Raw genomic sequence first — 22,567 nt, 5'->3', positions numbered from 1 at the left:
AGAGGGAGGGGCGGTCCACCCGGTCGCTGGTTCGTCCGGGGCCGCCCGCTCTCCGCGGCCGTCGACCGGTCCCGTCGCTCACCACGACCAGCGGAGGGTCCTTCGAGGGAGAGGAGTTGAGGAGTAAAGGACCCACCTCGATACACGGGATACGTCTCATTTCAATCCTCGCAAATGTAGGATTCCCATAACGTCCGGCCGCGGACCCCCCTCGCACCCTCGACGTCGGCGGTTCCGACGCGTGCGGTGGGAGTCACGGGCACTCACGCGACACTGACGCCCCACTCGAGACTCACCCGACGCTTCGAGTTTGTTTAGCAAGCGGAACTATCTTACAATCGCCCCCCTACCCCTTAGATATGAAACATTACGAACCCGCTGACGACCTCTGCTCGGTTTGCCGTGCGACCCTCCTCGTGCGCGTCACCGGCGGGAACGACACGATGTGCCCGAACTGTGAAGACTGGCGTCAGGAGACGGCCGGCGCACCGTAAGCAGGGCGTCGCGAGTCATTCGACTTGGAACCCAGAGACCGACAGCGACGCGTCCACCGTCGACGGGCCGGTCCTCGAGTCGTCGGTCCGACCGGTCGAACCCTCCCCCATGTCGGGCAGAAAGCACTTACAGGGCCGTCGGGAACGTCAAGTCATGAACGGTTACGAATCCGCTGACGAACTCTGTCCGGCCTGTCGGGCGACCCTCCTCGTGCGCGTCACCGGCGAGGGCGACCCGGTGTGCCCGAACTGTGAGGACTGGCGCCAGAAGACGCCCGGCGCGCCGTAAACGGGGACGAACGAGGTGGCGACCGCGCCCTACCCAGTGGGAAACCATGACAGAACCCACGTGGTTCGCGGTCGCCTGCTGGCCGTCGGGCCAGCAGAAGAGCTACGTGCTCGACACATATGTGTGTGACTCCGGTCGGGTGGTTTCCACACCGGGCCGTACCGCCAAAGCCCACTCTTCTTCTCGTGCGGGAAAGGAATTTTTCCGGAACACAAGCATAAAGTGGGAACTCGCACAACACTAGCGTACGATGAGCACGCAGAAAATCGTCCGGCAGCACGCGGGTAACGTCGAAGGGAGCCAGGCACTCCGTATCGACGCCGACCGTGCGGAGCAACTCGTCGACGCCCTCAACACCGACCTCGCGGCGACGTACGTCCTCTACCACCAGTTGAAGAAACACCACTGGGTCGTCGAGGGCGCGGAGTTCCGCGACCTCCACCTCTTCCTAGGCGAGGCCGCCGAGGACGCGGAGGAGTTCGCCGACGAACTCGCAGAGCGGGTGCAGGCGCTCGGCGGCGTTCCGCTCTCGGGCGGCAAGACCCTCGAGGAACACGCGCCCGTCGAGCCCGAGGGGAACGACGTCTACGACGTCCGGACGTCCCTGTCGAACGACATGACTATGTACGGCGACATCATCGAGACGCTGCGCGAGCACGTCGAACTCGCCGAGAACCTCGGGGACCCGACGACGGCACACCTGCTCCGCGAGAACCTCATCGAGGTGGAGGAGGCCGCACACCACATCGAACACTACCTCGAGGACGACACGCTCGTGCTCGAGGAAGCGACGCACTGAGGCGCGAAGACGGCGCTACGCGGGCGCTACGGCTCACGGCACGATCGTATTTTTTTCGAAGCCGACAGCGGCGTCGCTGGCCAGTCACCCGTCGGTGCGTCCCTAGTCGGTGACGGCCAGTCGGTCGGGAGACGTCTGCAGTGGCGTCACCCGCTCTGTGACCGTGTCGGCGTCGGGTTGCACCCAGGCGCGGGTGAGGACGCGACGTCGGGTCCACTCGTGTCCCCATCACCCGTCCGAGGGAGCACAACGTATTACCCTCACAGGACCAACTCCCTGCGATGAGTTCGTCGCTGTTCTCCGCGTACACCTTACGAGAGACGAGGATACCGAACCGTATCGGCGTGTCCCCGATGTGTCAGTACTCCGCAGTCGAGGGCGTCGCGACCGACTGGCATCTCGTCCACCTCGGGAGTCGAGCGGTAGGCGGTGCGGGCCTCGTGATGACGGAGGCGACTGCCGTCTCGCCCGAGGGGCGCATCTCGCCCCAGGACCTCGGCATCTGGACCAACGAGCAGGCCGAAGCGCTCGAACGCGTCGCCTCGTTCGTCCGCGGACAGGGTGCCGTCCCCGGAATCCAGCTGGCACACGCGGGGCGGAAGGCGAGCACCCACCGGCCGTGGGAGGGGCGGGCGCCCATCGCACCGGCCGACGGCGGGTGGGAGGTCCTCGCGCCGAGCGACGTGCCGTGGCCGTACACCGACGCCGACTCGCCGCCGGTCCGCGCGCTCTCGGAGGGAGCCGTCAAGGAAGTCGTCGACGAGTTCGCCGCGGCGGCCGAGCGTGCCCGCGACGCGGGCTTCCTCGTCGCCGAGGTCCACGCGGCCCACGGCTACCTGCTCCACCAGTTCCTCTCGCCCGTCACCAACCGCCGGACGGACGGGTACGGCGGCGACTTCGCGGGACGGACGCGACTGGTCAGGGAGGTGGTCGAGGCGGTTCGAGAGGTGTGGCCGGACGGCCGACCGGTGTTCGTCCGCGTCTCCGCGACCGACTGGCTCCCCGACCGCGAGTCGTGGACCGTCGACGACACCGTGCGACTCGCCGCCGACCTGACAGACCTGGGCGTCGACCTCGTCGACGTCAGCAGTGGGGGTATCCACCCCGACCAGCAACTCCCCGACACCGGCCCGGGGTATCAGGTGCCCGCCGCCGAGCGAGTGCGGGCGGAGGCCGACGTTCCCGTCGCGGCCGTCGGTGCCATCACCACCCCGGAGCACGCGGACGCCCTCGTCCGAAACGGACGGGCCGACCTCGTCCTCCTCGGGCGCGAACACCTCCGCGACCCCTACTTCGCACACCAGGCGGCGGAGGAACTGGGGGCCGAAGCGCAGTGGCCGCCACAGTACCGACGCGCCTCGCGTGGGTGACGAGGGTGCGCGGACGTTTTTGCCTCCGCCCCCCCAACAGGGTGTATGAGCCGCGACAACGACCGGGACCGTGACGACCTCGCCGCCCTACTCGGTGACCTCCGGACGACGCTGGACGACCTCGAGCGGACACTCGACGCCGACGACGGGCCACGCCGGTCGACCCGTCGCGACCCGCCCCGTGGAAGCGACGTCGTCCGATTCACCGAGGAGTACACCATCCCGACCGTCATCGCTATCCTCGAGACGACGATTCAGTCGCTCGAACTGCTCCGGGGCGTCCTCCGACTGGCGGACCCGGAGCGGAGTCTTCGGGAGGGGCAGCGGGAACTCGACAGCGTCGACCGGCGCGTGGTCGACGGGACGGAACGGGCGCTCGACGACCTCCGACGCGTCCTCACGGGGACCGAGGAACCGTCCGACCCGGTCGCACGGGACGTCTTCAGGGAGGCGCGCGACCTCACCGCCGAAATCGAGTCCAGACTCGCCGAGGCCCGCGAGACCGAACGAGACTCCCGGTCGCGACCGGGGCGGAGAACGAGCGAGAACCGGGGTGGCGGCGTGGTCATCCCCGTCGACGACGAACACGGGGATGGCGAGACCGACGCGGAGCGTGCGGAAACGGTCGACGAAGGCGAAGCCGACGACTCGGGCGTGAAAATCGACGTGGACGCGGAACTGGAGTCTATCAGAGAGGAGGTTCGCGACGAGTCGGCGGCCGCCGACGGGGACGGCGACCGGACCGACCAGACAGAGAGCGACCGGCGCGACGACGAACGCGACGGGAACTGAACCGGGTCAGGAGGCGACCTGGTACGTCTCGCCCTCGCTGTCGACCAGCCCCTTCTTCGAGAGGGTCTTCAGGAGCGGGTACAGCGAGATCTTCTTCATCTCCAGCGAGGACTGGAGTTCGTCGATGGTGCAGGCACCGCTCGCGTGGAGGTACAGGTAGACCAACTTCGACGACGTGGAGTCGAGTTCGGTCGGCAGTTCGGGCGTCGTCTCGTTCGCACCGCGGGTGAGGAGTTGCTGGCTCATTGTCTACTCAACGGATTGACCGGACTCCACTTAAGCTTACCTTGTATGGATGAATATACAGTCTATATGGTTAATATTGAGTATTATGTCCTTGGTCAAGGCTCGCACGGCACCGGCCCCGGGGGTCAGAGGTCCATCGCGCCGTTGACGTCGATGACCTCCCCGGTGATGTAGGAGGCCTCCTCGCTGGCGAGGAACTTGACCACGTGGGAGATGTCCTCGACCTCGGCGAACCGGCCCATCGGAATCTCCTCGAGGATGCGCTCCTGGATGTCCTCGCGGACTTCGTCGAGCATGTCCGTCCGGGTGAATCCGGGGGCGACCGAGTTCACCGTCGACCCCGAAGGGGCGAGTTCGAGCGCGAGCGTCCGGGTGAAGCCGAAGATCCCCGACTTCGCCGTGGCGTAGTTGGCCTGCCCGAAGTTCCCCTGCTTGCCGACAATCGAGGAGATGTTGATGAGTCTCCCCTGGTCGGACGCCTTGATGTCCTCGAAGAACACCTTCGAGGCGTTGAACGTCCCGTTGAGGTTGACATCGATGACCGTCTGCCACTCCTCGGGGGTCATCCGAGCGAACGTCGTGTCCTTCGTGATGCCGGCGTTGTTGATGAGGATGTCCGCGGGGCCGAACGCGTCGTGCACCTCGTCGCGCATCTCTCCGACGGCCTCGTAGTCCGTGACGTCGGCCTGCGACGCGATGGCGTCCCCGCCTGTGTCGCGGATGGTCTCGACGGTGTCCCGTGCCTCCTCCTCGGAAGAACGGTAGTTGATGACGACGTTCGCACCCTCGCCAGCCATCTCCTCCGCGATGCCGCGGCCAATCCCCCTCGATGCGCCAGTGATGACACAGGTTCTGTCTTGGAGTTTCATGTTCGAAGTGAGCGCCCCGAATCGAACCCATGTCGACTCGGTGACGTTGACCCACAGTGCAAGACACTCGGAACCGGCGTATAATAGTTCAGGTCTCGACGGGGCCCGAAGCGTGACGTCGCCCACGACGGCGAGCGCGTGTCGAAGGCCGCCCCCGGGTCGCGTCAGGTCGGGTGTGGTCAGTCCGGGAGCACTCAGGACGTGAGTTCGGAGGCGTGGTCGACCCAGTCGGCGACCCGCGACGTCGAGACGTCGATGCGCTCCGCCAGCGCCTCGGCGTCGGCCGCGGCGAGTTCGGAGACGGTCCCGACGCCCGCCTCGCGGAGTCGGTCGGCGTACGCCGGTCCGACGCCACGGACCTGGTCGAGGTCAGCGTCGTCGAACACGTCGTCTCCGTCTTCGGTGTCGCCCGTGTCCTCTTCGGTGTCGCCCACCTGCGTGGTTCCGTTCTCGGCGTCGACGGCTTCGTCACCCGCGTCGGTGTCGGCGTCGATATCGATGTCGACCGCCTCGCTCGACTCGTCGAGCTGGGAGCGCTCGGCGAACCACTCGGCGACGTTCGGCCAGAGGTTCGCGTGGGACTTGCTCGACACCGACAGGCCGATGTGGCCGGTCGACTCCTCCATCAGGGTCGCGTCCTCCGACGGGATGGCGTCGTTGAACGGGCGCGACGCCTCCGGCGGGATGAGGTGGTCGTACTGGCCGATAATCTGGAGGACGGGCATCGTGACGTTCGAGAGGTCGACGTGCTTGCCGTCGAGTTCGAGTTCGTTCTCGTACAGCTTGTTCTGCTGGTAGACGTCCTCGAGGAACTGGACGTACGTGTCGCCGGCGAGGTCGATGCCGTCCGACAGCCACCGCTCCATCCGGGCGAAGTTCTCCACGAAGTCCTCGTTGTCGAGGTTGTCGTACAGCGTGGTGTACTTCGAGACGTAGTTGTTGACGGGGTCCATGAGCGCGAAGCCGACGTCGAGGAACTCCGCGGGGACGTTCCCGAACGCGCCCGTGACGTCGCGCGGCGAGTAGTACTCGTCGTCGCCCCACTCCTCGAGGACGCCGCCGGTGCCGGCGAAGCAGAGTCCGGCGGCCATCAGGCCGAGGTTCCGGACTTTCTCGGGGTGCAGCGCGGTGTACATGACGCTCATGGTGCCGCCCATGCAGTAGCCGAGGAGGTTGATGGCGTCGACGCCCGCGCGGTCGGCCACCTCGTCGACGCAGTTGTCGATGTAGCGGTTGACGTAGTCGTCGAGCGTCAGCGACTGGTCGAGAATCGACGGCTCTCCCCAGTCGATGAGGTAGACGTCGAAGCCCGCCTCCAGGAGTCGTCGGACGACGGAACGGTCCGGCTGGAGGTCGAGGATGTACGGCCGGTTGATGAGCGCGTAGACGATGAGGATGGGAACGTCCTGTGTCTCCTCGGGCTCGACGCCCGCCGCCTCGGCGTCGTACTTCAGGAGTTTGAGCTTGTTCTCCTCGTAGACGACGTCGCTCGGCGTCTGGCCCACCTCGACCGAGGCCATCGTCTCGAGGCCCTCGGGCGCGGCCTCGGCCGTCTCGACGGCGTCGGTCCACGATTCGAGCATCTTCCGCTGTGCCTCGAACGGTGCGGTGAACGGGTTCATTCGTCCTGCTCCAGGATTCGGTCGAGCTTGTCTTCGATGGCCTTCTGGCGGCGCTCGATTTCGACGAGGCGCTCGCCGACCTCACGGACGTCGCCGGTCGTCGCGAAGCCCATCCCGTGGAGGGTGTCCTCGGCGGCGTCGTTCAGCTGCGCCTGGAAGTCGAGGACGTCCTCGACGTTCTGACCCGTCGCGGCGGCGAACGCCGTCGTCGACATCGACTCCTTGAACGCCTTGTTGGCGGCGTTGAACCAGATGTCACGGAACTCCTCGGGGTCGACGTCTTCACCCTCGAGGGCGTCGCCGACGCGCTCGAAGGAGGACTCCGCGGCGTCCATCCACGCCTCGTAGGCGCGGACGGCGCCCTCGGAAGCGTCGTCGAGGCGCTCCTCGGACATCGCCTCCTCCATCGACTCCATCCACTGGTCGGCGAACGCCGCCTGGGCGTCGAGGTTGCGCTTGAGCGCCTCCGAGTAGGTCTCCGAGAGCTGCTCGAAGAACGATTCCATGTTCGCTGCACCGGTCGCGTCGGTCATATCGGATGTATCGTTAACCATGGTCTCAAATACGGAGAGCGGGTGGGAAAAGGCGTCGTTACTGCTCGACGGCGCCGGCGGCCTCGTCGGCGACTTCGGCGGCCTCGGCGTTGGCCTCGAGCATCGACTCGTACATCTCGTCGACCATCTCGGCCTGCGCCTCGGTCAGTTCGTCGTAGGAGTCGACGACGTCCTCGGCGGAGCGCTCGAACGCTTCCCAGGCGTCGTCGTGCGCCTCGTCGAGCGCGGCGTACTGCTCGTCGACGGCCGTGCGCAGGTCGGCGACGACGTCGGCGGGCAGCGCCTCCTCGACGGCGTCGAGGTTGGCGAGGGTCGCGCGCTTCGTCAGGTCGACGCCGCGCTTCTGGAGCGACTTCGTCGACTCGAAGCTCCCGAGGAAGGCGTCGGACGCGACCTTCTGGAGCCGCAGGGAGCTCTCGAACGCGGACTGGCTGGCCTCGATGTACGTGCGCTGCATCTCGAACATGGTGTTGAAGGGGTTAGCGGACATGGTGAATCACCGGTTTCGTTTGACGGGGATGACGACTGCCTGGACGATGTCTCCCTCCTCGATGTCGAGCGCCTCGCGCTCGGCGTCGGGGATGGAGATGCGGCCGCCGCTCTGGACGCGCGTCTTGAACATCGCGCTGCCCATGCTCATCGCGTTCAGCTGCGAGAAGCCGTCCATCCCTCCCGACGACGCCTGCATGAACTGCTTGAACAGCTCCTGCTGGCTCTGGGTGGCTTGCTGGGAGGCTTCCTGCAACTGCTTCGCGAACGCGGCGGGCGACCACATGGGCGTTCCACCGTCCGGGTCGTCTGTCATCTCGTCTTCCGCTTGGCCCCGTGAGTGGATAAAGCTTACTACTCCTGCCATCCAATACCTCCCTATGCCACCAGATGGTATCGGCGTGGTGCTCCCGGGGCGAACGGGAACGAACTTTCACAACTGTTATCAGTGTCGTAGACGTTCACACGGAGCATGGAATACAACGCGATGGACGTGACGGCGCCGGTCCGTGGCATGACCTCCGCGTGGCTCAAGTCGTCGAAGCACGTCTCGCGGAGTTTCGTCCACATGTACTCGAGCGTCGCCGAGGCCAACCGGGCCATGCTGGCCCGTCAGAACGGCACGGGCGAGGTACGCGAACCCGAAATCGACTCGGTCGCGTACACGGAGGAGTCGTGGTCGATGGAGCGGAGCGTCGACTCCGACGACGAACTGGGCGTCGGCGACGTCGTTCGATTCACGAAGCAGATCACCGAGGAGGACGTGCTGGCGTTCGCAGGCATCAGCGGCGATACCAACCGGCTCCACCTCGACGGCGAGTTCGCCGAGGAGACCCGGTTCGGCCGTCGAATCGTCCACGGGACGCTCGCCTCCGGTCTCATCAGCTCCGCCCTCGCGCGCCTGCCCGGAATGACGGTGTACCTCTCGCAGGACCTCCGCTTCCTGAAGCCGGTCGACATCGGCTCCGAACTCACGGCGACGGTCGAAATCGTCGAGGACCTCGGCGACCGGCGCTACCGACTCGACACCACCGTCGATACCGCCGATGGGACGACGGTCATCGACGGCGAGGCCGTCGTGCTCATCGACCCCGCTCCCGAGTCGGAGTAGCCGCGCCTCCTGCCACGGGCTCGATTCTCGGATTTTCTCGGTGGAGAGCGGCTGTACCGTCCGCCTCTTCGAGTCTTTAATGAACCTTTAAGACACTTCTCGCATCAGTAGGGAATCAGGACAACGTTTTCATAGGGTGCTATACATTCAACACTTAGGGGGACACTACCATGACCGCCATACGCAGTGAGACCGTGACGCCGCACGTCACGTTCTACGTCAGGGGGGATATGTTCGGAGCCAACGACCAGCAGAACTCGGTGGTCCGACGGCTCCGCGAACTGGAGGAGTCGGGTCGTATCGAGGCGTACGACGTCTTCGTCTGGAACGGGCGCGTCCGACTGAACGAGGGCGTGGAGCGGGTGCCAACCGCCGTCGACGCGTACGAGGAGTTCGACGCGTGGGCCGACGCGGCGGGCGTCGACATCGACCCGTTCTTCACCGTCCGTGAGCGCGAGTCGTTCGTCGACGGCGTCGCGCGCGAACTCGTGTTGCCGGTGATGTGTCTGGAGGTGCGCGCCGGCGACGGAATCGAAACCGTGGCCCCGTACGTGGACGTGGCCGGGACGACCACCGTGCAGGACTGCCTCGACGAACTCGAAGCGCTCGAACCGGCCCCACGACCAGTGGCCGCCGAGTGACCGGAACGCGGCACGCCTCGGTAGCCACCTCGTCTCTGTTCTTCGCGTCGGTACGACGACCAGTGAGCGGCGGGAGTCGCCCCCGGCGCCGACTCACTCGACGGGCCGGAACTGGAACCCGTCCCACTCCTGGCTGTCGGGGTGGCGGATGCCGGCGCCGGGTTCGCGGAGTTCTACGGCGTACACCGCCTCGACTTCGTCGCCGATGTCGACCGACGCGTCGTCGGTGACCTGACCGATGGCTCGGACGGGTTCGCCGTCGACGTCGAATTCGACGATGGCGACGGTGTTCGGCTGACGGACGCCCGGTGGCGTCGCCATCGACGTCGTCCACGTAACGACCGTCGCCGTGTACTGGCTCAGGTCGACCGTCCCCTCGGGTTCGCTCCCGTCCGGTCCGACCGGGTGACCGGGGTAGGTGATGCTCCCGTCGGAGTAGCGGTACGCCTCCATCTGCCGTTCGTCGTTACCCTCGTTCGAGTTCGAGTCGGACATCTCACTGACCCTCCAGGATGGTGGTGATGACACAGTTGCCGAACCCGCCGACGTTGCACGCGAGGCCGACGTCCGCGTCCACCTGCGTCGTGTCGGCGTCACCGATGACCTGCTTGTATATCTCGTACACCTGTGCGACCCCCGACGCGCCGAGCGGGTGCCCCTTCGACTTCAGTCCGCCCGAGGGGTTGACGGGAATCTCGCCGTCGAGTTCGGTCTTCCCCTCCTCGACCGCCTTCCACCCCTCCCCTTTCTCGAAGAAGCCGAGGTCCTCCGACTGGAGGAACTCGAGGATGGTGAACATGTCGTGGAGTTCGGCGACGTCGACGTCGTCGGGGTCCACGTCGGCCATCTCGTAGGCGATTTCGGACGACTCGACGACGCCACGCATCGTCGTCGGGTCCGCCCGCTCGTGGACGACGTGGGTGTCGGTGGCGCCGCCGACGCCGGCGACGACGGCGTAGTCGTCGGTGTACTCCTCGGCGACCGACTCGGGACAGAACAGCAGGCCGGCGGAGCCGTCGGTGATGGGGCAGAAGTCGTACAGTCGGAGCGGGTCGGCGACGATGGGCGACTCCAGCACCGTCTCCAGATCGACCTCCTTCTGGAACTGTGCGTGGGGGTTGTGGACGCCGTTCTTGTGGTTCTTGACGGCGACTTTCGCCAGCGACTCGCGGGGCGCGTCGTACTGGTCGAGGTAGAGACGCGCGGTGAGGCCCGCGAACGACGGGAGGGTGAGCCCGTGTTTGTACTCGGCGGGGTGGGTGATGGAGGCGATGACGTCCGTCGCCTCGGCCGTCGAACAGTGAGTCATCTTCTCGCCGCCGACGAGCAGCGTCATCTCGCTGGCACCCGACGCGATGGACTGGTACGCGGCGTAGACGCCCGCCCCGCCGGAGGAGGAGGTCTGGTCGATGCGCTGGGTGTACGACGGCATCGCCGCGAGGTCGTGCGCCAGGTAGTTCATCGACCCCGTCTGTCCCTCGAACTCGCCGCTCGCCATGTTCGAGAGGTAGAGGTGGTCCACCTCGTCGGCCGAGACGCCCGCGTCTTCGAGGCAGGCCTGCCCCGCCTCGGCGAGGAGTTCCTGCAGCCAGGCGTCCCGTTGCCCGAACTGGGTCATCGATGCGCCGATGATTGCAACACGTTCCATACAGGACGACGAGTACAGGCCCGCTTACTTCTTTCCACTTCTCGCCTGAGCGACATCCAGGTCCCGCGGGGCGTTTCAGACCTGTTAAGACGACGGCGGCCCGGAGTCTCGCACATGGAGGTCGAAGACGTCGCGCCCCTCGTCGGCAGTGTCGCCTGTGGCGCCGTCGTCGCCGCGCTCGTCGCACCGCTCGTTCTCGTCGCGAACCCGGGGACGGAACTCGGGCTCTACTACGCGGCCGGTCCGGCCGGCGGCACCGCGCTCGGGTTCCTCGCTCCCATCGCCGTCGTCGTCTTCCTCGCGGGGAAGCGGGGACGGACGGACCCGGTGACCGCGGCCGGACTCACGCTCGTCCTCGGCCTGGGGATGCTCGGCCTCGCCGCGTCGTGGGCACTCGCCGTCGACCCGGAACTCGTGTTCAACTTCTCCGCCGCGTGGATGGGGTACCACCGGTGGGTCGTCGTCGGCGTCACCGCGTTCGTCCCGCTCAGTGCGGGCGTCTACGCCCGTGCCGTCCTCTGATTCAGGCGGACGGAGACGGACGCAAGCCGAAAGGCCCTTATGTGGCACCGGGATAGGGTTGGGTGGACTAGGTCGGGCAGTTAGGCCCTGCTCGTCACCCGTGAAATTGGTCTTCAGCGGGGGCCGAAACCGGGGGCGTCCGGTCAGACCGACACGGGCCCCGGGAGCCGACTGAGAAGCCTCGTCCGTCGGGGGCAGCGGTCCACGGGCCCCATCCGCAGGGGTGGCCGTCCGTGGTTCGTCGGTGAAATCGGGTCAGGCACGGAAGTGAGCAGCCCACCACCGGACGTGCGCCGCTCGACGGGGTGCGGGGTGGAGGAGGCAACCGGGACTACCCGTGTCGGAACGCCGGGCAATCCCGTCGTCCACACTCATACCTCATCGCGTCTCGTCGTCTCGAGCGGACGCTCCGGTGACCGTTCTCACGCTCGCCAACAACTACGCCTGCGAGCCTCCAGACTGCGCACGACTCGGGTCACGCGCCTCGACGAGCGACCGACGCGGCCAGCAGTTCGGTCACCTCGGCGTAGGGAATCGCCCCCGCCATCGAACGGTAGGTCCCCTCGTCGCGGAGTTCTTCACCCACCTCGCGGAGGTGGCCGAGCGTGGCGCGCATCGGTCCGGACCCCACGCTGACGCGGGCGACACCGAGGTCCCCGAGTGTGGAGACGGGTGGGACTCCAGGTCCGCCGAGGACGTTCACCGGACCGTCGACCCCGGCTACCAGTCGTTCGATCTCGTCCACCGTCGTGACTCCCGGGGCGAACAGGCAGTCGGCTCCCGCGTCGGCGTACGCGTTCGCACGCTCGACCGCGTGGGCGACCCGCTCTTCGCCCTCACCGACCGACCGCCAGAAGACGTCCGTTCGCGCGTTGACGACGAGCGGAACGCCCGCCTCGTCGGCCGCCGTGCGGGCCGCCCGTACCACCGCCGCGTGTCGCCCGGTGTCGACGAGTGGCCCGTCCACGTCCGTTCCGTCCTCGAGGTTGACGCCCACGGCACCGGCGTGGATGACTCCTCGGACCGTCTCGGCGACAGCCTCGGGCGAGTCGCCGTATCCCGCCTCGATGTCGGCGCTCACGGGGACAGCGACGCATCGTGCGATCCGTTCGACGGCAGCGAGCATCTCCTCACGGGAGAGGTGTTCGCCGTCTGGGACGCCGTGGGCGGCGGCGATGCCGGCGCTCGACGTGCCGACCGCCTCGAATCCCACTGACTCGTAGACCAAGGCGCTGGCGCAGTCCCAGGCGTTCGCGAGGAGGAGCGGTCCCGTGCCGCCCGTGTCGGTGTGACGGTCGCGGAACGCCCGCGCGCGGTCAGGGAGGGTGTCCAGGTCACCGTCGCTGTCGAGTGGTCGGTCGGCGTCGGGCGTACCGTTCATCCGGAGACGTTGTCGTCGGAGTTAGATAGTGGTTCGCCCGCCTCACGCCGTTTCGAGCAACCGCTGGACGTAGCCGGCCGCGTCGGGGTTCGACCCGTACTCTTCGACCAGTTCGACACGCGCCGACGCCGAGAGGTGTCGTCGCAACAGCGTCCGGAACGACTCGTCGTCGCGGAGTCGGCGGAGGAACAGCGTCTCGTCGTCGCGGAGCGCGTCCGTGACGACGGTGTCGAGGTCGGCGACGGTGACGCCGGACGCGTGGGGGAACGACGAGGGGCGTCGCTCCGAGTAGACGAGGATTAGCTCCTGTCCCCCGCCGCGGCCCACGTCGACCCGGTGCGGCGCGTACGCCTGGATGGGGTCGATTTCCGTGGGCGGCACACCGTCGAGGACGAGGAGCGCGGCCGTCCCCGTCCACGCGAGCGACGCGCGCGTCTCCGCGTCGACGGCGTCCCAGTCGGTGGTGGTCGTCTCGTAGACGCGCACGGTGGTGACTCCACTCTCCGAGCGTATAGCTTTACTCCCGGCCGCGTCAGGTCGTGCCGTCCCGGTTTCGGGCCTCGTTCGGGTCATCCGTCGACTCGGTGCCCGCGGACGCACCGTTCCCGGCGGGGCGCTCGTCGCCGGCGCCGGCGCCGTCACTGTCGCTCCCGTCACCGCCGTCGCGTTCGTCGCGCTGGTCGGCCACGTCGTCTGTGCCCGTTACTCCGTCCCCGTCGCGCTCGTCGTCGTGCGCCACTTCCGTCGGCGACTGGCGGGCGGGGTCCGCCGTCGATTCGCCGTCGTCGAACGCCTCGCCCCAGACGAACTCCCCGGATTCGCGCCCGTCCTCGGTCCCGCGTCCGGCCTCGTCGTCGGGGCCGGTCTCGTCGCCTCCTTCAGCCGTCGAGGCGCGCTGCGAACTGCGCGCGCGCCGGCGGGCTGCGAGCGCCGTCCGGAGTCGCTCGTCGAGTTCCGCGCGCAGGTCGTCGGCGACGGCGTCGTCGACGTCGACCGCCGCGGCGTCGCCGCCGGTGAGCGAGAGCGACCCCGCCGTGTCGACTGTCACCGTCGCGAGGTTCCACCGCCGCTGGAAGAGGGTACGGGTGTCGATGACCGTCTGGATGCGGTCGTAGGGGACGACCTTGGTCTGTCGCTTCAGCACGCCGTTGCGGGTGACGACGTGGTCGGAGCCGAGCCAGTAGCCCCGGTGTGCCCACTTGAGGTGTGCCGCCGGCGGGATGACGAGCACGAGCACGGCCGGGGCGTACCACGGGAACGGGAGCGGTCCGACGACGGCGTCGGCGCCGAACAGCAGTCCCACGAGCGCCCCGACGACGAGGAGGTAGCGGACGACGTAGCGGCGTCGGACCCGCTTCGGCGGGCGTCGGAGGTCCGGGTCGCCGAAGGCATCGATGGCGTTGGCGAGTTCGAAGACCCGGTCGCGTTCGGCCAGCGGGACGGCCGCCTCCGAGCCACGGCCACCGCCCGACGACTGCCCCGGCGCGTAGCCCGCCGTCTCGATGAGCAGCGTCGCGTACCCGAAGTAGCGTTTGAGCGGCGTGTCCTCGACGGTGAGCGTCTGGACCTTGTCGAAGGGGATGGAGCCGTCGTACCGCTGGAGCAACCCACGCTCGTACTGGAGTTCGTCGCCCGCGCGCACGAGGTGGAAGTCGTAGTAGTTGACGACGGCCGCGACGGCGCCGGCCGCCCACGAGAAGAGGAAGACGCCGACGACGAGGACGACGAGCAGTGCCGCGATGGGGAACGCCCCCGGTCGGGGGAGCAGCGGGGAGACGACCGGGATCGACCCCGACAGCAGGAGCGCGAGCAGGCCGGGGACACGGAAGTCGAACGAGAGGAGGCCGACGAGCGTGAGTTCCCGCTGTGAGAGGGCGAACAGTCCGGTCGCCGGTTCCGGTTCCGCCTCCGCCTCGGCCGTGCCCCGCTTCATCCGGGGGACCTCCCGCTGGAGCCGTTTCGCCTCCTGGAACGAGACGAACCGGAGCGACGCCTCCGTGTCGCTCCCGCCGGCGGTCTCGAAGTCGACTGCGGCGATGCCGAGGACGCGCTGGACGACGTTGCGCGAGATGTCGACGTTCTGGATCCGCCGGAGGGGAATCTCGCGGTCACGGCGGGCGAACACGCCCGAGTGGATGTCGAACGTGTCGGCGGTGAGTTCGTACTCGTACCGCTGGTAGTACGCCACCTCGTAGCCGACGAGGGCGAGCGCGCCGAGACCCAGGAGGCCGACGAGCGTCAGCGACCCCGCAACGCCGTCGAGTATCGACCCGCCGGAGAAGAGGACGAACGCCGCGGCGACGAGGAGGCTCCCGCCGCGTTCGAGCACGCGGTACGGGACCGAGAGCGGGGAGAGCTTCATGGGTCTAGACGGCGTCGTCGCCCTCCGCGCGGATGGCGAGGCGTTTCAGTCGCTCGCGCAGGTCGTCTGCGGCCGTCGGGGTGAGGCCGGGCACCGTGACGTCCGCGCCGCGCGACCCCGCGGTGTAGACGACGACGCGGCCGAGCCCGACGGCGCGCTCGACGGGACTGCGCGAGGAGTCGACGTGCTGGATTCGGACGAAGGGGACGACCGTGCGGACGCGCGTGAGGACGCCGCGTTCGAGGTAGATGGAGTCGTCGCGCACCTCGTAGCGCCACGACCGGTAACGGAGGAGGGCGTGGACGACGCCGAGGAGGAGAACGACACCCGCGAGCCCGACGACTTCGCGCGGAACGAACGGGAGGACGCGCGCGGCGACGGCGAGAATCGTCCCGAGGACGGCGGCGCTGACGACGGAACGGGCAGCCCAGACGAGTCGGACGCGGGGGTGGAGGCGGTTCATCGACATCGGTCTGGGAGGGGAGAGAGAGAGGGCGTTCGCTGCCGGACCGGTCTCATGTCCACATCTCCGGGACGCCGGGGTAAGAAGGTGCGGTCTTCCGTCGCTCGGGCGCCCGCACGGACACACGGGCGCCACGTCCGTCCTGCCCGACCCCCGAGCGGACCCGACGGGTGGACCGCCGGGAGTTTTGTCCCCCCTCCACCATCGCCGACGTATGCATCCACGCGCGGCCGAGTTCGTCGAACAGGCCCGAGAAGCGTACGACGTCGACGTCGCCGTCGAGGAGTTCCCCGAAGGAACGAAGACCGCCGCCGACGCCGCGGCGGCCGTCGGCTGTGACGTCGCACAGATTGCGAGCAGCCTCGCCTTCGCCGCCGGCGACCGCCTCGTCGTCGTCGTCACCAGCGGGGCGAACCGCGTGAGCGAAGTCCGACTCGCGACCCACCTCGACGTCGACGCCGACGAGGTGGAGATGGCCGACCCCGACCGCATCGCCGAGGTGCTCGGGTGGTCCATCGGCGGCGTCCCCCCGTTCTGTCACGCGACGGACGTCCCCGTCCTGTTCGACGAGACGCTCCTCGAGTACGAGACAGTGTGGGCCGCCGCGGGCACACCCGAGGCCGTCTTCCCGATGGCACCGGACGAGGTTCGAGCACTGGCCGGCGCCCGTGCCGTCGCCGTGGCGGACTGAACGGACGACCAGAAGACACATCCCGTGCCTGCGACAACCGCCACCGATGTCCCCGTCCCCTCCCTCCCGTAGCCGACGTGAGTTCCTCGTGCTGGCGGGTGTCGCCGTCGCCGGCGTGAGTGGCTGTGCGTCGGTGCCGAACGGTCCGCTCCCCCCCGTCGCCGTCCGGGTGCGGACCCGCCAACTGTCGACGCCGTCGGTGGAGACGACCGTCCCCGTCCTCGAGAGCCACGTCGACGCCTACCGGGCCCGACTCGAACGCGCCGTCCCGGCCGCCGAACGCCGGTGGGACGACGTCGACTCCGCCGACCTGCCCGACTTCCCCGCGTACACCCGCGACGACGTCGAGGAGGCGCGCGCCTTCCTGGACGAACTCGACGCGCGGCCGCGGAACTCCGACACCGTCGACGAGGCGAAGTGGCGCGTTGAGCAGGCCGCGGGCGCGCTCGCGTACGCGGAGGCGCTCGACGGGTCGTTCGACGCCGAAGCGCTCTACGAGGAGGCGCGGGGGACGGTCGAGACGTTCGAGTCGCTCTCGGTTGACCACGCCTGTGCCGACCCCGCCCGGTACCTCCCGTACGCCCACCGGGTCGACCGCCAGCGGTGGTGGGGACGGCGCGGGGCCGACGCAGTTGTCCCCGGCGGCGAGGTCCGGTCCGGTGCGGACCGTTCGACGGAGGAAGGAACGGCGTCGCTCGCCGGCCAGCACGCGAAGGCGCGGGCGCGCCTCCTCGACGTCCGGCAGTACCGGGCGGTTGCCCGGAAACGGCCGCTCGGTGGCGGTGACAGCGGCGATGACGATAGCGACGATGACGGTGCCGCGGGAAGCGACCGGCGGCCGTTCGCCGCAACCCTCGTCCGGAACGTCGCTGACCTCGTCGCGGGCCTCGACCCACTCGTCGCCCGGTTCGAGACGTTCGAGGAGGAACACGAGGCGTACCCCGACTCGTTCGCCGACGGCGTCTGGTCGCGGGGGATGCGCGGGCGCAACGAGACGGGTGAGGGCGCCTACCGCGCCAGGAATGGCTACCCCGCGTTCGGCGCGTCGAAGGCCGCCGAGGGGTTCGTCCACGTCCACGCGTTCGTCGACGCGATGGAGACGCTCGACCCGGAGTCGCCGCCCGGCGCCGACGCCGTCTTCGAAGAGAAGCGGGCGGCGCGGCGGGCGCTCCGCGAGCGTCTCGACACGAACCCCTCGCCGTTCGTCCGCGACCACCTCCGACACGCGCTCGCGGCCACGGAGAGCGGCGACATCACCCTGAAGTACTTCGGCCGGCACGACGACGTCGACCCGGCCCGGACGTACACCGAGGCGTGGGTCGACTACCACGCCGCGCGCGTCGCGGCCGCCCGTGCAGACGAGGTGGAGGCAGTTCTCACCCGGCGGTGACCACGACCGGTCTTTTGACGCTCGCGCGCCAACGGGACGTATGGACACGAGTGCGAACGAGGGGCCGGCGGGAACCGAGTCCGCGACGGGGGGTACCGACGGGGAGGAGGAGACCATCCGTCTGTGGCTGGTCGAGCGGACGTACTCGGACGACGAGCAGAACATCATCATCCTCGTGTACGCGACGCCCGACGGTGAGCGGTACTTCCGGAAGGAGCGCGCGCTGGTGAGTTTCTCCGACCACCGCGACACCACGGCCGCCGTCGACGTCACCCCCGGCGCGGTGGGCCGCGTCGACGACCAAGAGACGCGAGCGCGGTACGCCGCCGAAGCACAGCGGACGCGCGCGGCGAACGACCCGGACGACGCCGTGTGAGACGGCCGCCACTCTCAGCGAGCGAGAAGACTCGGCGGTTTTAATTCCGTGCCGAGTGAACGGCGAAGAGATGGGAGAGCTAGCTGCACTGTTTGCCCCCGAGCGTGTCGCCGTCGTCGGCGCCACGGACCGCGAGGGGTCGGTCGGCCGTGCCATCACGGAGAACCTCCTCGCCGACTTCGAAGGGACGGTGGTCCCCGTGAACCCGAAGCGCGACGAGGTGCTCGGCCGCCCCTGCGTCGCCTCCGTCGGAGAGGCTGACGCCGACCTCGCCGTGGTCGTCGTCCCCCCGTCCGTCGCGGTGGAAGTCGTCCGCGAGGCGGGCGAGAGCGGCGTCGAACACGTCGTCGTCATCACCGCCGGGTTCGGCGAGACGGGAAGCGACGGCGCTGCACGCGAAGCGGAACTGCGAAGCGTCGCCGAGGAGTACGGGCTCAACCTGGTCGGCCCGAACTCCCTCGGCGTCCTCTCCACACGGAGAGGGATGAACGCGACGTTCGGCCCGGACAACGCGCTCCCGGGCCGGATGTCGTTCATGTCCCAGTCCGGCGCGTTCATCACGGCCGTCCTCGACTGGGCCAACGACCAGGGTATCGGCTTCAAAGACGTCGTCTCGCTGGGGAACAAGGCGGTCCTCGACGAGGCGGACTTCGTGAGCGAGTGGGGCGACGACCCCGAGACCGACGTCATCATCGGCTACCTCGAGGGGATCGAGAACGGGAGGGCGTTCATCGACACCGCCCGCGAGGTGACCCAGGACACGCCCGTCGTCCTCGTCAAGTCCGGCCGGACCGACGCGGGCGCACAGGCCGCCTCGTCGCACACCGGGACGCTCGCCGGGAGCGAACAGGCGTACGAGACCGGACTGGACCAGGCGGGCGTCATCCGCGCCGACTCGGTCCAGGAACTGTTCGACGCCGCGCGCGTCCTCGAGTCACAGCCCCTCCCCGAGAACGACCAGGTGGCCATCATCACGAACGCCGGCGGGCCCGGCGTCATGTCCACCGACGCCGTCGGTGACTCCCGCCTCGGGATGGCCTCGTTCTCCGACGAGACGCTCGACACCTTCTCCGAGAGCCTCCCCGAGGAGGGGAACATCTACAACCCCGTCGACATCGTCGGCGACGCGGACAACGACCGGTTCAGAGAGGCGCTCGACGTCGCTCTCGGCGACGAGAACGTCGGCTGTGCGCTCGTCCTCTCGTGTCCGACTGCGGTCCTCGACTACGAGCAACTCGCTCGCGACACGGTCACACTCCAGGAAGAGCACGACAAGCCGGTCGCCGCCTGCTTCATGGGCGGTGCGCGCGTCGACGAGGCCGCCGACGTGCTGGAGGAGGCGGGCATCCCGAACTACTTCGACCCCGCCCGCGCCATCGAGGGACTCGACGCGCTCGTCCGGTTCAAGGAGATCTCGCACAGGGAGTACGACGAGCCGACGGCGTTCGACGTCGACCGCGAGGCCGCCCGCGAGATACTGGAACGCGCCGTCGAACGCGACGAGCCACGGATGGGCGTGGAGGCGATGGACCTCCTCGACGCGTACGGAATCCCGACGCCGGAGGGCGGCATCGCGACCGACCCGACGGAGGCGCTGAACCTCGCCGAACCCATCGAGGGCGACGTCGTCCTGAAAATCGTCTCGCCGGACATCCTCCACAAGTCCGACATCGGCGGCGTCCGCGTCGGCGTCCCGAACGAGGAGGTGTACGACGCCTACGAGGACCTCGTCACGCGGGCGCGGAACTACCAGCCCGACGCCGAGATCCTCGGCGTCCAGGTCCAGGAGATGGTCGACCTCGACTCGGGCGTCGAGACCATCGTCGGGATGAACCGCGACCCGCAGTTCGGCCCGCTCATGATGTTCGGCCTCGGCGGCATCTTCGTCGAGGTGCTCGAGGACACGACGTTCCGCGTCGCACCCGTCACCGAGACCGAAGCGGCCGAGATGACCGGCGAAATCGACGCGGCACCGCTCCTCAGGGGTGCACGCGGGCGCGACCCCGTCGACGTCGACGCCGTCGCTGAGACGGTCCAGCGCCTCTCACAGCTGGTGACCGACTTCCCCGCGATTCTCGAACTCGACATCAACCCGCTCGTGGCGATGCCCGACGGCGCACAGGCCGTCGACGTTCGTCTCACCGTCGACCTCGACGAACTGGAGCAGTCCACCGACCCGACCGAACCGGAGACCGACAAGCCCCTCACGGAGCCAGACCAATGACCGAACCCCAGACCCAGACACTACTCGTCACCTCGACCGGAGAGAGCACAGGCAAGACGGCCATCACCCTCGCACTCGGCCTCCTGGCGAAAGAGCGCGGCCGCGACGTCGGCTACATGAAGCCGAAAGGGACGCGCCTGCAGTCGAACGTCGGCAAGACGCTCGACCGCGACCCGATGCTCGCGCGCGACCTGCTCGACCTCGACTCGGAGATGCACCAGATGGAGCCCATCGTCTACTCGCCGACGTTCGTCCAGGGCGCCATCCGCGGCCAGGAAGAGCCCGGCGCGCTCGCCGATAACGTCCGCGAGCAGTTCGACGCCCTCTCGGAGGGGAAGGACCTCGTCCTCGTCGAGGGGGGCGGCCACCACACCACCGGCGGCATCGTCGACCTCACCGACCCGCAAATCGCCGACCTGTTCGACGCGCGAGTGCTTCTCGTCGCCGACTACGCGGACCCGGGTGACCTCGACGACGTCCTCGCGGCCGCGTCCGACATCGGTGACCGGCTGGCGGGCGTCCTGTTCAACCGCGTCTCCGACTCCGCGTACGACGAACTCGAGAACGACGTCGTCCCGTTCCTCGAATCGCGCGGCGTCCCGGTCGTCGGCATCGTCCCGCGCGTGCAGGAACTGGCCGGCGTCACCGTCGCCGACCTCGCCTCTGAACTCGGGGCCGAAATCGTCAACGACGCGCCGACCGGCGCGTTCGTCGAGCGCTTCCTCGTCGGGGCGATGGGCGGCGACGAGGCGCTGCGGTACTTCCGGCGGACGAAGGACGCCGCCGTCATCACCGGCGGTGACCGCGCGGAGATTCACACGGCCGCGCTGGAAGCACCGGGTGTGAAGTGTCTGCTCCTCACTGGGGCGCACCGCCCGCCGGGCGCGGTTATCGGCAAGGCCGAACAGAAGGGCGTCCCCGTCCTCATGGTCAGCGGCGACACCCTCTCGGTCGTCGAACGGTGCGAAGAGGTCGTCCACAGCGGACGGACCCGCGACGCGGAGACGGTCGAACGGATGCGCACCCTCCTCTTCGAACACACCGACGTCGACTCGCTCGTCGGCGCGGCCGCTGCGGACGCGAACGTGGACGGCGGCAGCGACGTCGAGGGCGAGGACGCGGACGAGGGGTAACGGACCCCGACGTCAGCGCCGGAGTAGCAGTCGCACCGCGTCTGATAGCCCCGCCACGCGCGCCGCGTGTTCCCACGACTCCTCGCGGATCCCGTTCGTGACGTAGGCGAACCCCACGTTCGCGTCGAGGTCCGCCCACCCGAAGATGCTCCCGAGACCGGCGTGGCCGACCATCCGCTCGTGGCTGGCCGAGCCGAACATGTCGTTCGCGAGACCACCCGTCCAGAAGCCGAGCGCGTACCGTGCGGGCCGCGACAGCGTCCCGTCGCTGTCGGTTTCGGCGTGGGTCCGCGTCGCCTCGGCGACCGTCTCCTCGGAGAGGAGTCGCGTCCCCTCCAGTTCGCCGCCGTTCGCGACACAGGCGTAGAAGCGCGCCATGTCGCGGGCGGTCCCCACGCCGTTCGCGGCCGGGATGACGGCGCGGTGGACCGTCTCCTCGTTGAACGCGGCCGCCGACTCCGACGCCGGGATACCGAGACCCTCGCCGGGGTCGCGACACCGGTCGAACACCTCGAAGCCGGAGAGGGCAGCGACGTCGTCCTCCTCGCCGTCACGCAGGCCGATGGACGTCCGGTCCATCTCCAGCGGGTCGAACACGTGTTCTTGGACGTACTCCTCGACGCGCTGGCCGCTCACGCGCCGGACGAGTTCGCCCACCAGCCAGCCGTAGTTGAACGTGTGGTACGCCGGTCGCTCGCCCGGGGAGAACTGCGGCTCGACGGCCTCCATCGCCTCGACGACGGCGTCCCAGTCCCCCCACTTCTCGGGCTGCTGGTCGAGGTCACTCGCCGGGATGCCCGCGGTGTGACTCAACACCTGCCGGACGGTGATCGAGGCCTTCTCGCTCCCCTCGTCGGCGAAGTCGGGCCAGTGGTCGACGACCGGGTCGTCGTAGTCGAGCGCCCCCCGTTCGACGAGCTGGTGGAGGCCGACGCCCGCGTACGGTTTCGTACACGAGAACACGAGGTGGCGCGTGTCCGCGGTGGTTTCGCCGCCGCGGCCGTCGGTCCCGCCGGCGAAGTCGACGGCGAGTTCTCCGTCGACGTAGACGGCCAACTGGGCCCCCTCGTGGAGGCCGACGTCGAGTTGCCTGTCGAACGC

25 protein-coding genes and 1 other RNA gene are annotated in these 22,567 nt (G+C 68.5%); 13 read left to right on the top strand and 13 right to left on the bottom strand.

The annotated features are described in order from the left end of the window. The first annotated feature begins 648 nt into the window (after positions 1-648). From ACESK5_RS06965 to ACESK5_RS06950, 4 genes are all read left to right on the top strand, one after another. Positions 649-783, top strand: coding sequence for a hypothetical protein (locus tag ACESK5_RS06965; RefSeq protein ID WP_372910829.1), 135 nt, complete (start codon positions 649-651; stop codon positions 781-783). A gap of 250 nt (positions 784-1,033) precedes the next feature. Further along, a complete protein-coding gene (dpsA, locus tag ACESK5_RS06960) occupies positions 1,034-1,582 on the top strand; it encodes a DNA starvation/stationary phase protection protein DpsA (protein ID WP_372910828.1) in 549 nt (182 codons plus the stop codon). Positions 1,583-1,863: 281 nt separating this feature from the next. After that, entirely contained in the window at positions 1,864-2,952 is a 1,089-nt protein-coding gene (locus ACESK5_RS06955) for an NADH:flavin oxidoreductase/NADH oxidase (protein WP_372910827.1), read from the top strand. A gap of 45 nt (positions 2,953-2,997) precedes the next feature. Beyond that, positions 2,998-3,744, top strand: a complete 747-nt coding sequence (locus ACESK5_RS06950) for a hypothetical protein (protein ID WP_372910826.1) — start codon at positions 2,998-3,000, stop codon at positions 3,742-3,744. A gap of 6 nt (positions 3,745-3,750) precedes the next feature. On the opposite strand, the gene ACESK5_RS06945 is transcribed toward ACESK5_RS06950, so the two are convergent. From ACESK5_RS06945 to ACESK5_RS06920, 6 genes are all read right to left on the bottom strand, one after another. After that, on the bottom strand, positions 3,751-3,990 hold the full coding sequence (locus ACESK5_RS06945; RefSeq protein ID WP_372910825.1) for a TrmB family transcriptional regulator: 240 nt from the start codon (positions 3,988-3,990) through the stop codon (positions 3,751-3,753). A 125-nt stretch (positions 3,991-4,115) separates the two neighbouring features. Next, positions 4,116-4,859, bottom strand: a complete 744-nt coding sequence (locus tag ACESK5_RS06940; RefSeq protein ID WP_372910824.1) for a beta-ketoacyl-ACP reductase — start codon at positions 4,857-4,859, stop codon at positions 4,116-4,118. Positions 4,860-5,053: 194 nt separating this feature from the next. Continuing rightward, the gene (gene phaC, locus ACESK5_RS06935; RefSeq protein ID WP_372910823.1) at positions 5,054-6,481 is read right to left on the bottom strand and encodes a class III poly(R)-hydroxyalkanoic acid synthase subunit PhaC; all 1,428 of its coding nucleotides are present in this window, start codon (positions 6,479-6,481) and stop codon (positions 5,054-5,056) included. Beyond that, positions 6,478-7,014 carry a poly(R)-hydroxyalkanoic acid synthase subunit gene (locus ACESK5_RS06930; protein WP_372910822.1) on the bottom strand — a complete coding sequence of 179 codons (537 nt, stop codon included), beginning with the start codon at positions 7,012-7,014 and terminating at the stop codon, positions 6,478-6,480. The genes phaC and ACESK5_RS06930 overlap by 4 nt, the downstream gene beginning before the upstream one ends. 58 nt (positions 7,015-7,072) lie before the next feature. Further along, the gene (locus ACESK5_RS06925) at positions 7,073-7,525 is read right to left on the bottom strand and encodes a hypothetical protein (RefSeq protein WP_372910821.1); all 453 of its coding nucleotides are present in this window, start codon (positions 7,523-7,525) and stop codon (positions 7,073-7,075) included. A gap of 6 nt (positions 7,526-7,531) precedes the next feature. Beyond that, positions 7,532-7,840 carry an AbrB/MazE/SpoVT family DNA-binding domain-containing protein gene (locus tag ACESK5_RS06920; protein WP_372910820.1) on the bottom strand — a complete coding sequence of 103 codons (309 nt, stop codon included), beginning with the start codon at positions 7,838-7,840 and terminating at the stop codon, positions 7,532-7,534. 156 nt (positions 7,841-7,996) lie between these two features. Here ACESK5_RS06920 and ACESK5_RS06915 point away from each other — a divergent pair, with 156 nt between their 5' ends. Both ACESK5_RS06915 and ACESK5_RS06910 read left to right on the top strand, forming a co-directional pair. Continuing rightward, complete coding sequence (locus ACESK5_RS06915; RefSeq protein ID WP_372910819.1) at positions 7,997-8,635, top strand: MaoC family dehydratase; 639 nt, start codon at positions 7,997-7,999, stop codon at positions 8,633-8,635. A gap of 170 nt (positions 8,636-8,805) precedes the next feature. Continuing rightward, positions 8,806-9,276, top strand: a complete 471-nt coding sequence (locus ACESK5_RS06910; RefSeq protein WP_372910818.1) for an HTH domain-containing protein — start codon at positions 8,806-8,808, stop codon at positions 9,274-9,276. Positions 9,277-9,369: 93 nt separating this feature from the next. Here ACESK5_RS06910 and ACESK5_RS06905 read toward each other — a convergent pair whose 3' ends face one another. Further along, positions 9,370-9,771, bottom strand: coding sequence for a Zn-ribbon domain-containing OB-fold protein (locus tag ACESK5_RS06905; protein ID WP_372910817.1), 402 nt, complete (start codon positions 9,769-9,771; stop codon positions 9,370-9,372). A gap of 1 nt (position 9,772) precedes the next feature. Further along, entirely contained in the window at positions 9,773-10,924 is a 1,152-nt protein-coding gene (locus ACESK5_RS06900; RefSeq protein WP_372910816.1) for a thiolase family protein, read from the bottom strand. 114 nt (positions 10,925-11,038) lie between these two features. Here ACESK5_RS06900 and ACESK5_RS06895 point away from each other — a divergent pair, with 114 nt between their 5' ends. After that, a complete protein-coding gene (locus ACESK5_RS06895; RefSeq protein WP_372910815.1) occupies positions 11,039-11,446 on the top strand; it encodes a hypothetical protein in 408 nt (135 codons plus the stop codon). A 60-nt stretch (positions 11,447-11,506) separates the two neighbouring features. Further along, positions 11,507-11,817, top strand: an RNA gene (gene ffs, locus ACESK5_RS06890) — signal recognition particle sRNA. A gap of 104 nt (positions 11,818-11,921) precedes the next feature. On the opposite strand, the gene ACESK5_RS06885 is transcribed toward ffs, so the two are convergent. From ACESK5_RS06885 to ACESK5_RS06870, 4 genes are read right to left on the bottom strand one after another with little or no spacing between them, the layout of a single operon-like run. Next, the gene (locus tag ACESK5_RS06885; protein ID WP_372910814.1) at positions 11,922-12,827 is read right to left on the bottom strand and encodes an isocitrate lyase/phosphoenolpyruvate mutase family protein; all 906 of its coding nucleotides are present in this window, start codon (positions 12,825-12,827) and stop codon (positions 11,922-11,924) included. 42 nt (positions 12,828-12,869) lie between these two features. Further along, positions 12,870-13,313: a hypothetical protein gene (locus ACESK5_RS06880; RefSeq protein WP_372910812.1), complete on the bottom strand. Its 444-nt coding sequence runs from the start codon at positions 13,311-13,313 to the stop codon at positions 12,870-12,872. 46 nt (positions 13,314-13,359) lie between these two features. Beyond that, positions 13,360-15,189 carry a PH domain-containing protein gene (locus ACESK5_RS06875; protein WP_372910811.1) on the bottom strand — a complete coding sequence of 610 codons (1,830 nt, stop codon included), beginning with the start codon at positions 15,187-15,189 and terminating at the stop codon, positions 13,360-13,362. A 4-nt stretch (positions 15,190-15,193) separates the two neighbouring features. Continuing rightward, positions 15,194-15,652, bottom strand: coding sequence for a PH domain-containing protein (locus ACESK5_RS06870; protein WP_372910810.1), 459 nt, complete (start codon positions 15,650-15,652; stop codon positions 15,194-15,196). A gap of 214 nt (positions 15,653-15,866) precedes the next feature. On the opposite strand from ACESK5_RS06870, the gene ACESK5_RS06865 reads away from it, so the two are divergent. The 5 genes from ACESK5_RS06865 to ACESK5_RS06845 all read left to right on the top strand — a co-directional run bounded on the left by ACESK5_RS06865 (position 15,867) and on the right by ACESK5_RS06845 (position 21,466). Further along, positions 15,867-16,343 (top strand): YbaK/EbsC family protein, encoded by a 477-nt coding sequence (locus ACESK5_RS06865; protein ID WP_372910809.1) that lies wholly within the window; start codon positions 15,867-15,869, stop codon positions 16,341-16,343. Between the two features lie 46 nt (positions 16,344-16,389). Beyond that, complete coding sequence (locus ACESK5_RS06860) at positions 16,390-17,733, top strand: hypothetical protein (RefSeq protein ID WP_372910808.1); 1,344 nt, start codon at positions 16,390-16,392, stop codon at positions 17,731-17,733. Between the two features lie 40 nt (positions 17,734-17,773). After that, positions 17,774-18,109, top strand: a complete 336-nt coding sequence (locus tag ACESK5_RS06855; RefSeq protein WP_372910807.1) for a hypothetical protein — start codon at positions 17,774-17,776, stop codon at positions 18,107-18,109. A 70-nt stretch (positions 18,110-18,179) separates the two neighbouring features. Beyond that, a complete protein-coding gene (locus ACESK5_RS06850) occupies positions 18,180-20,333 on the top strand; it encodes an acetate--CoA ligase family protein (RefSeq protein WP_372910806.1) in 2,154 nt (717 codons plus the stop codon). Further along, a complete protein-coding gene (locus ACESK5_RS06845; RefSeq protein WP_372910805.1) occupies positions 20,330-21,466 on the top strand; it encodes a phosphotransacetylase family protein in 1,137 nt (378 codons plus the stop codon). Before ACESK5_RS06850 ends, ACESK5_RS06845 begins: the two co-directional genes overlap by 4 nt. Positions 21,467-21,478: 12 nt before the next feature. Here the strand turns inward: ACESK5_RS06845 and ACESK5_RS06840 are convergent. Then, on the bottom strand, positions 21,479-22,567 hold a 1,089-nt coding region (locus ACESK5_RS06840), incomplete at its 5' end, for a serine hydrolase domain-containing protein (RefSeq protein ID WP_372910804.1).

It is taken from the genome of Salinigranum sp. (assembly GCF_041641895.1).
Classification (GTDB): domain Archaea; phylum Halobacteriota; class Halobacteria; order Halobacteriales; family Haloferacaceae; genus Salinigranum.
This window is presented reverse-complemented; position numbering and strand designations above follow the sequence as displayed.

Coding starts and splice junctions, on each gene's coding strand:
- ACESK5_RS06895 (WP_372910815.1), top strand. CDS start 11,039: ATGGAGGTCGAAGACGTCGCGCCCCTCGTCGGCAGTGTCGCCTGTGGC.
- ACESK5_RS06885 (WP_372910814.1), bottom strand. CDS start 12,827: ATGAACGGTACGCCCGACGCCGACCGACCACTCGACAGCGACGGTGAC.
- ACESK5_RS06930 (WP_372910822.1), bottom strand. CDS start 7,014: ATGACCGACGCGACCGGTGCAGCGAACATGGAATCGTTCTTCGAGCAG.
- dpsA (WP_372910828.1), top strand. CDS start 1,034: ATGAGCACGCAGAAAATCGTCCGGCAGCACGCGGGTAACGTCGAAGGG.
- ACESK5_RS06875 (WP_372910811.1), bottom strand. CDS start 15,189: ATGAAGCTCTCCCCGCTCTCGGTCCCGTACCGCGTGCTCGAACGCGGC.
- ACESK5_RS06900 (WP_372910816.1), bottom strand. CDS start 10,924: ATGGAACGTGTTGCAATCATCGGCGCATCGATGACCCAGTTCGGGCAA.
- ACESK5_RS06965 (WP_372910829.1), top strand. CDS start 649: ATGAACGGTTACGAATCCGCTGACGAACTCTGTCCGGCCTGTCGGGCG.
- ACESK5_RS06940 (WP_372910824.1), bottom strand. CDS start 4,859: ATGAAACTCCAAGACAGAACCTGTGTCATCACTGGCGCATCGAGGGGG.
- ACESK5_RS06850 (WP_372910806.1), top strand. CDS start 18,180: ATGGGAGAGCTAGCTGCACTGTTTGCCCCCGAGCGTGTCGCCGTCGTC.
- ACESK5_RS06950 (WP_372910826.1), top strand. CDS start 2,998: ATGAGCCGCGACAACGACCGGGACCGTGACGACCTCGCCGCCCTACTC.
- ACESK5_RS06925 (WP_372910821.1), bottom strand. CDS start 7,525: ATGTCCGCTAACCCCTTCAACACCATGTTCGAGATGCAGCGCACGTAC.
- phaC (WP_372910823.1), bottom strand. CDS start 6,481: ATGAACCCGTTCACCGCACCGTTCGAGGCACAGCGGAAGATGCTCGAA.
- ACESK5_RS06845 (WP_372910805.1), top strand. CDS start 20,330: ATGACCGAACCCCAGACCCAGACACTACTCGTCACCTCGACCGGAGAG.
- ACESK5_RS06910 (WP_372910818.1), top strand. CDS start 8,806: ATGACCGCCATACGCAGTGAGACCGTGACGCCGCACGTCACGTTCTAC.
- ACESK5_RS06870 (WP_372910810.1), bottom strand. CDS start 15,652: ATGAACCGCCTCCACCCCCGCGTCCGACTCGTCTGGGCTGCCCGTTCC.
- ACESK5_RS06865 (WP_372910809.1), top strand. CDS start 15,867: ATGCATCCACGCGCGGCCGAGTTCGTCGAACAGGCCCGAGAAGCGTAC.
- ACESK5_RS06855 (WP_372910807.1), top strand. CDS start 17,774: ATGGACACGAGTGCGAACGAGGGGCCGGCGGGAACCGAGTCCGCGACG.
- ACESK5_RS06955 (WP_372910827.1), top strand. CDS start 1,864: ATGAGTTCGTCGCTGTTCTCCGCGTACACCTTACGAGAGACGAGGATA.
- ACESK5_RS06920 (WP_372910820.1), bottom strand. CDS start 7,840: ATGACAGACGACCCGGACGGTGGAACGCCCATGTGGTCGCCCGCCGCG.
- ACESK5_RS06905 (WP_372910817.1), bottom strand. CDS start 9,771: ATGTCCGACTCGAACTCGAACGAGGGTAACGACGAACGGCAGATGGAG.
- ACESK5_RS06860 (WP_372910808.1), top strand. CDS start 16,390: ATGTCCCCGTCCCCTCCCTCCCGTAGCCGACGTGAGTTCCTCGTGCTG.
- ACESK5_RS06915 (WP_372910819.1), top strand. CDS start 7,997: ATGGAATACAACGCGATGGACGTGACGGCGCCGGTCCGTGGCATGACC.
- ACESK5_RS06945 (WP_372910825.1), bottom strand. CDS start 3,990: ATGAGCCAGCAACTCCTCACCCGCGGTGCGAACGAGACGACGCCCGAA.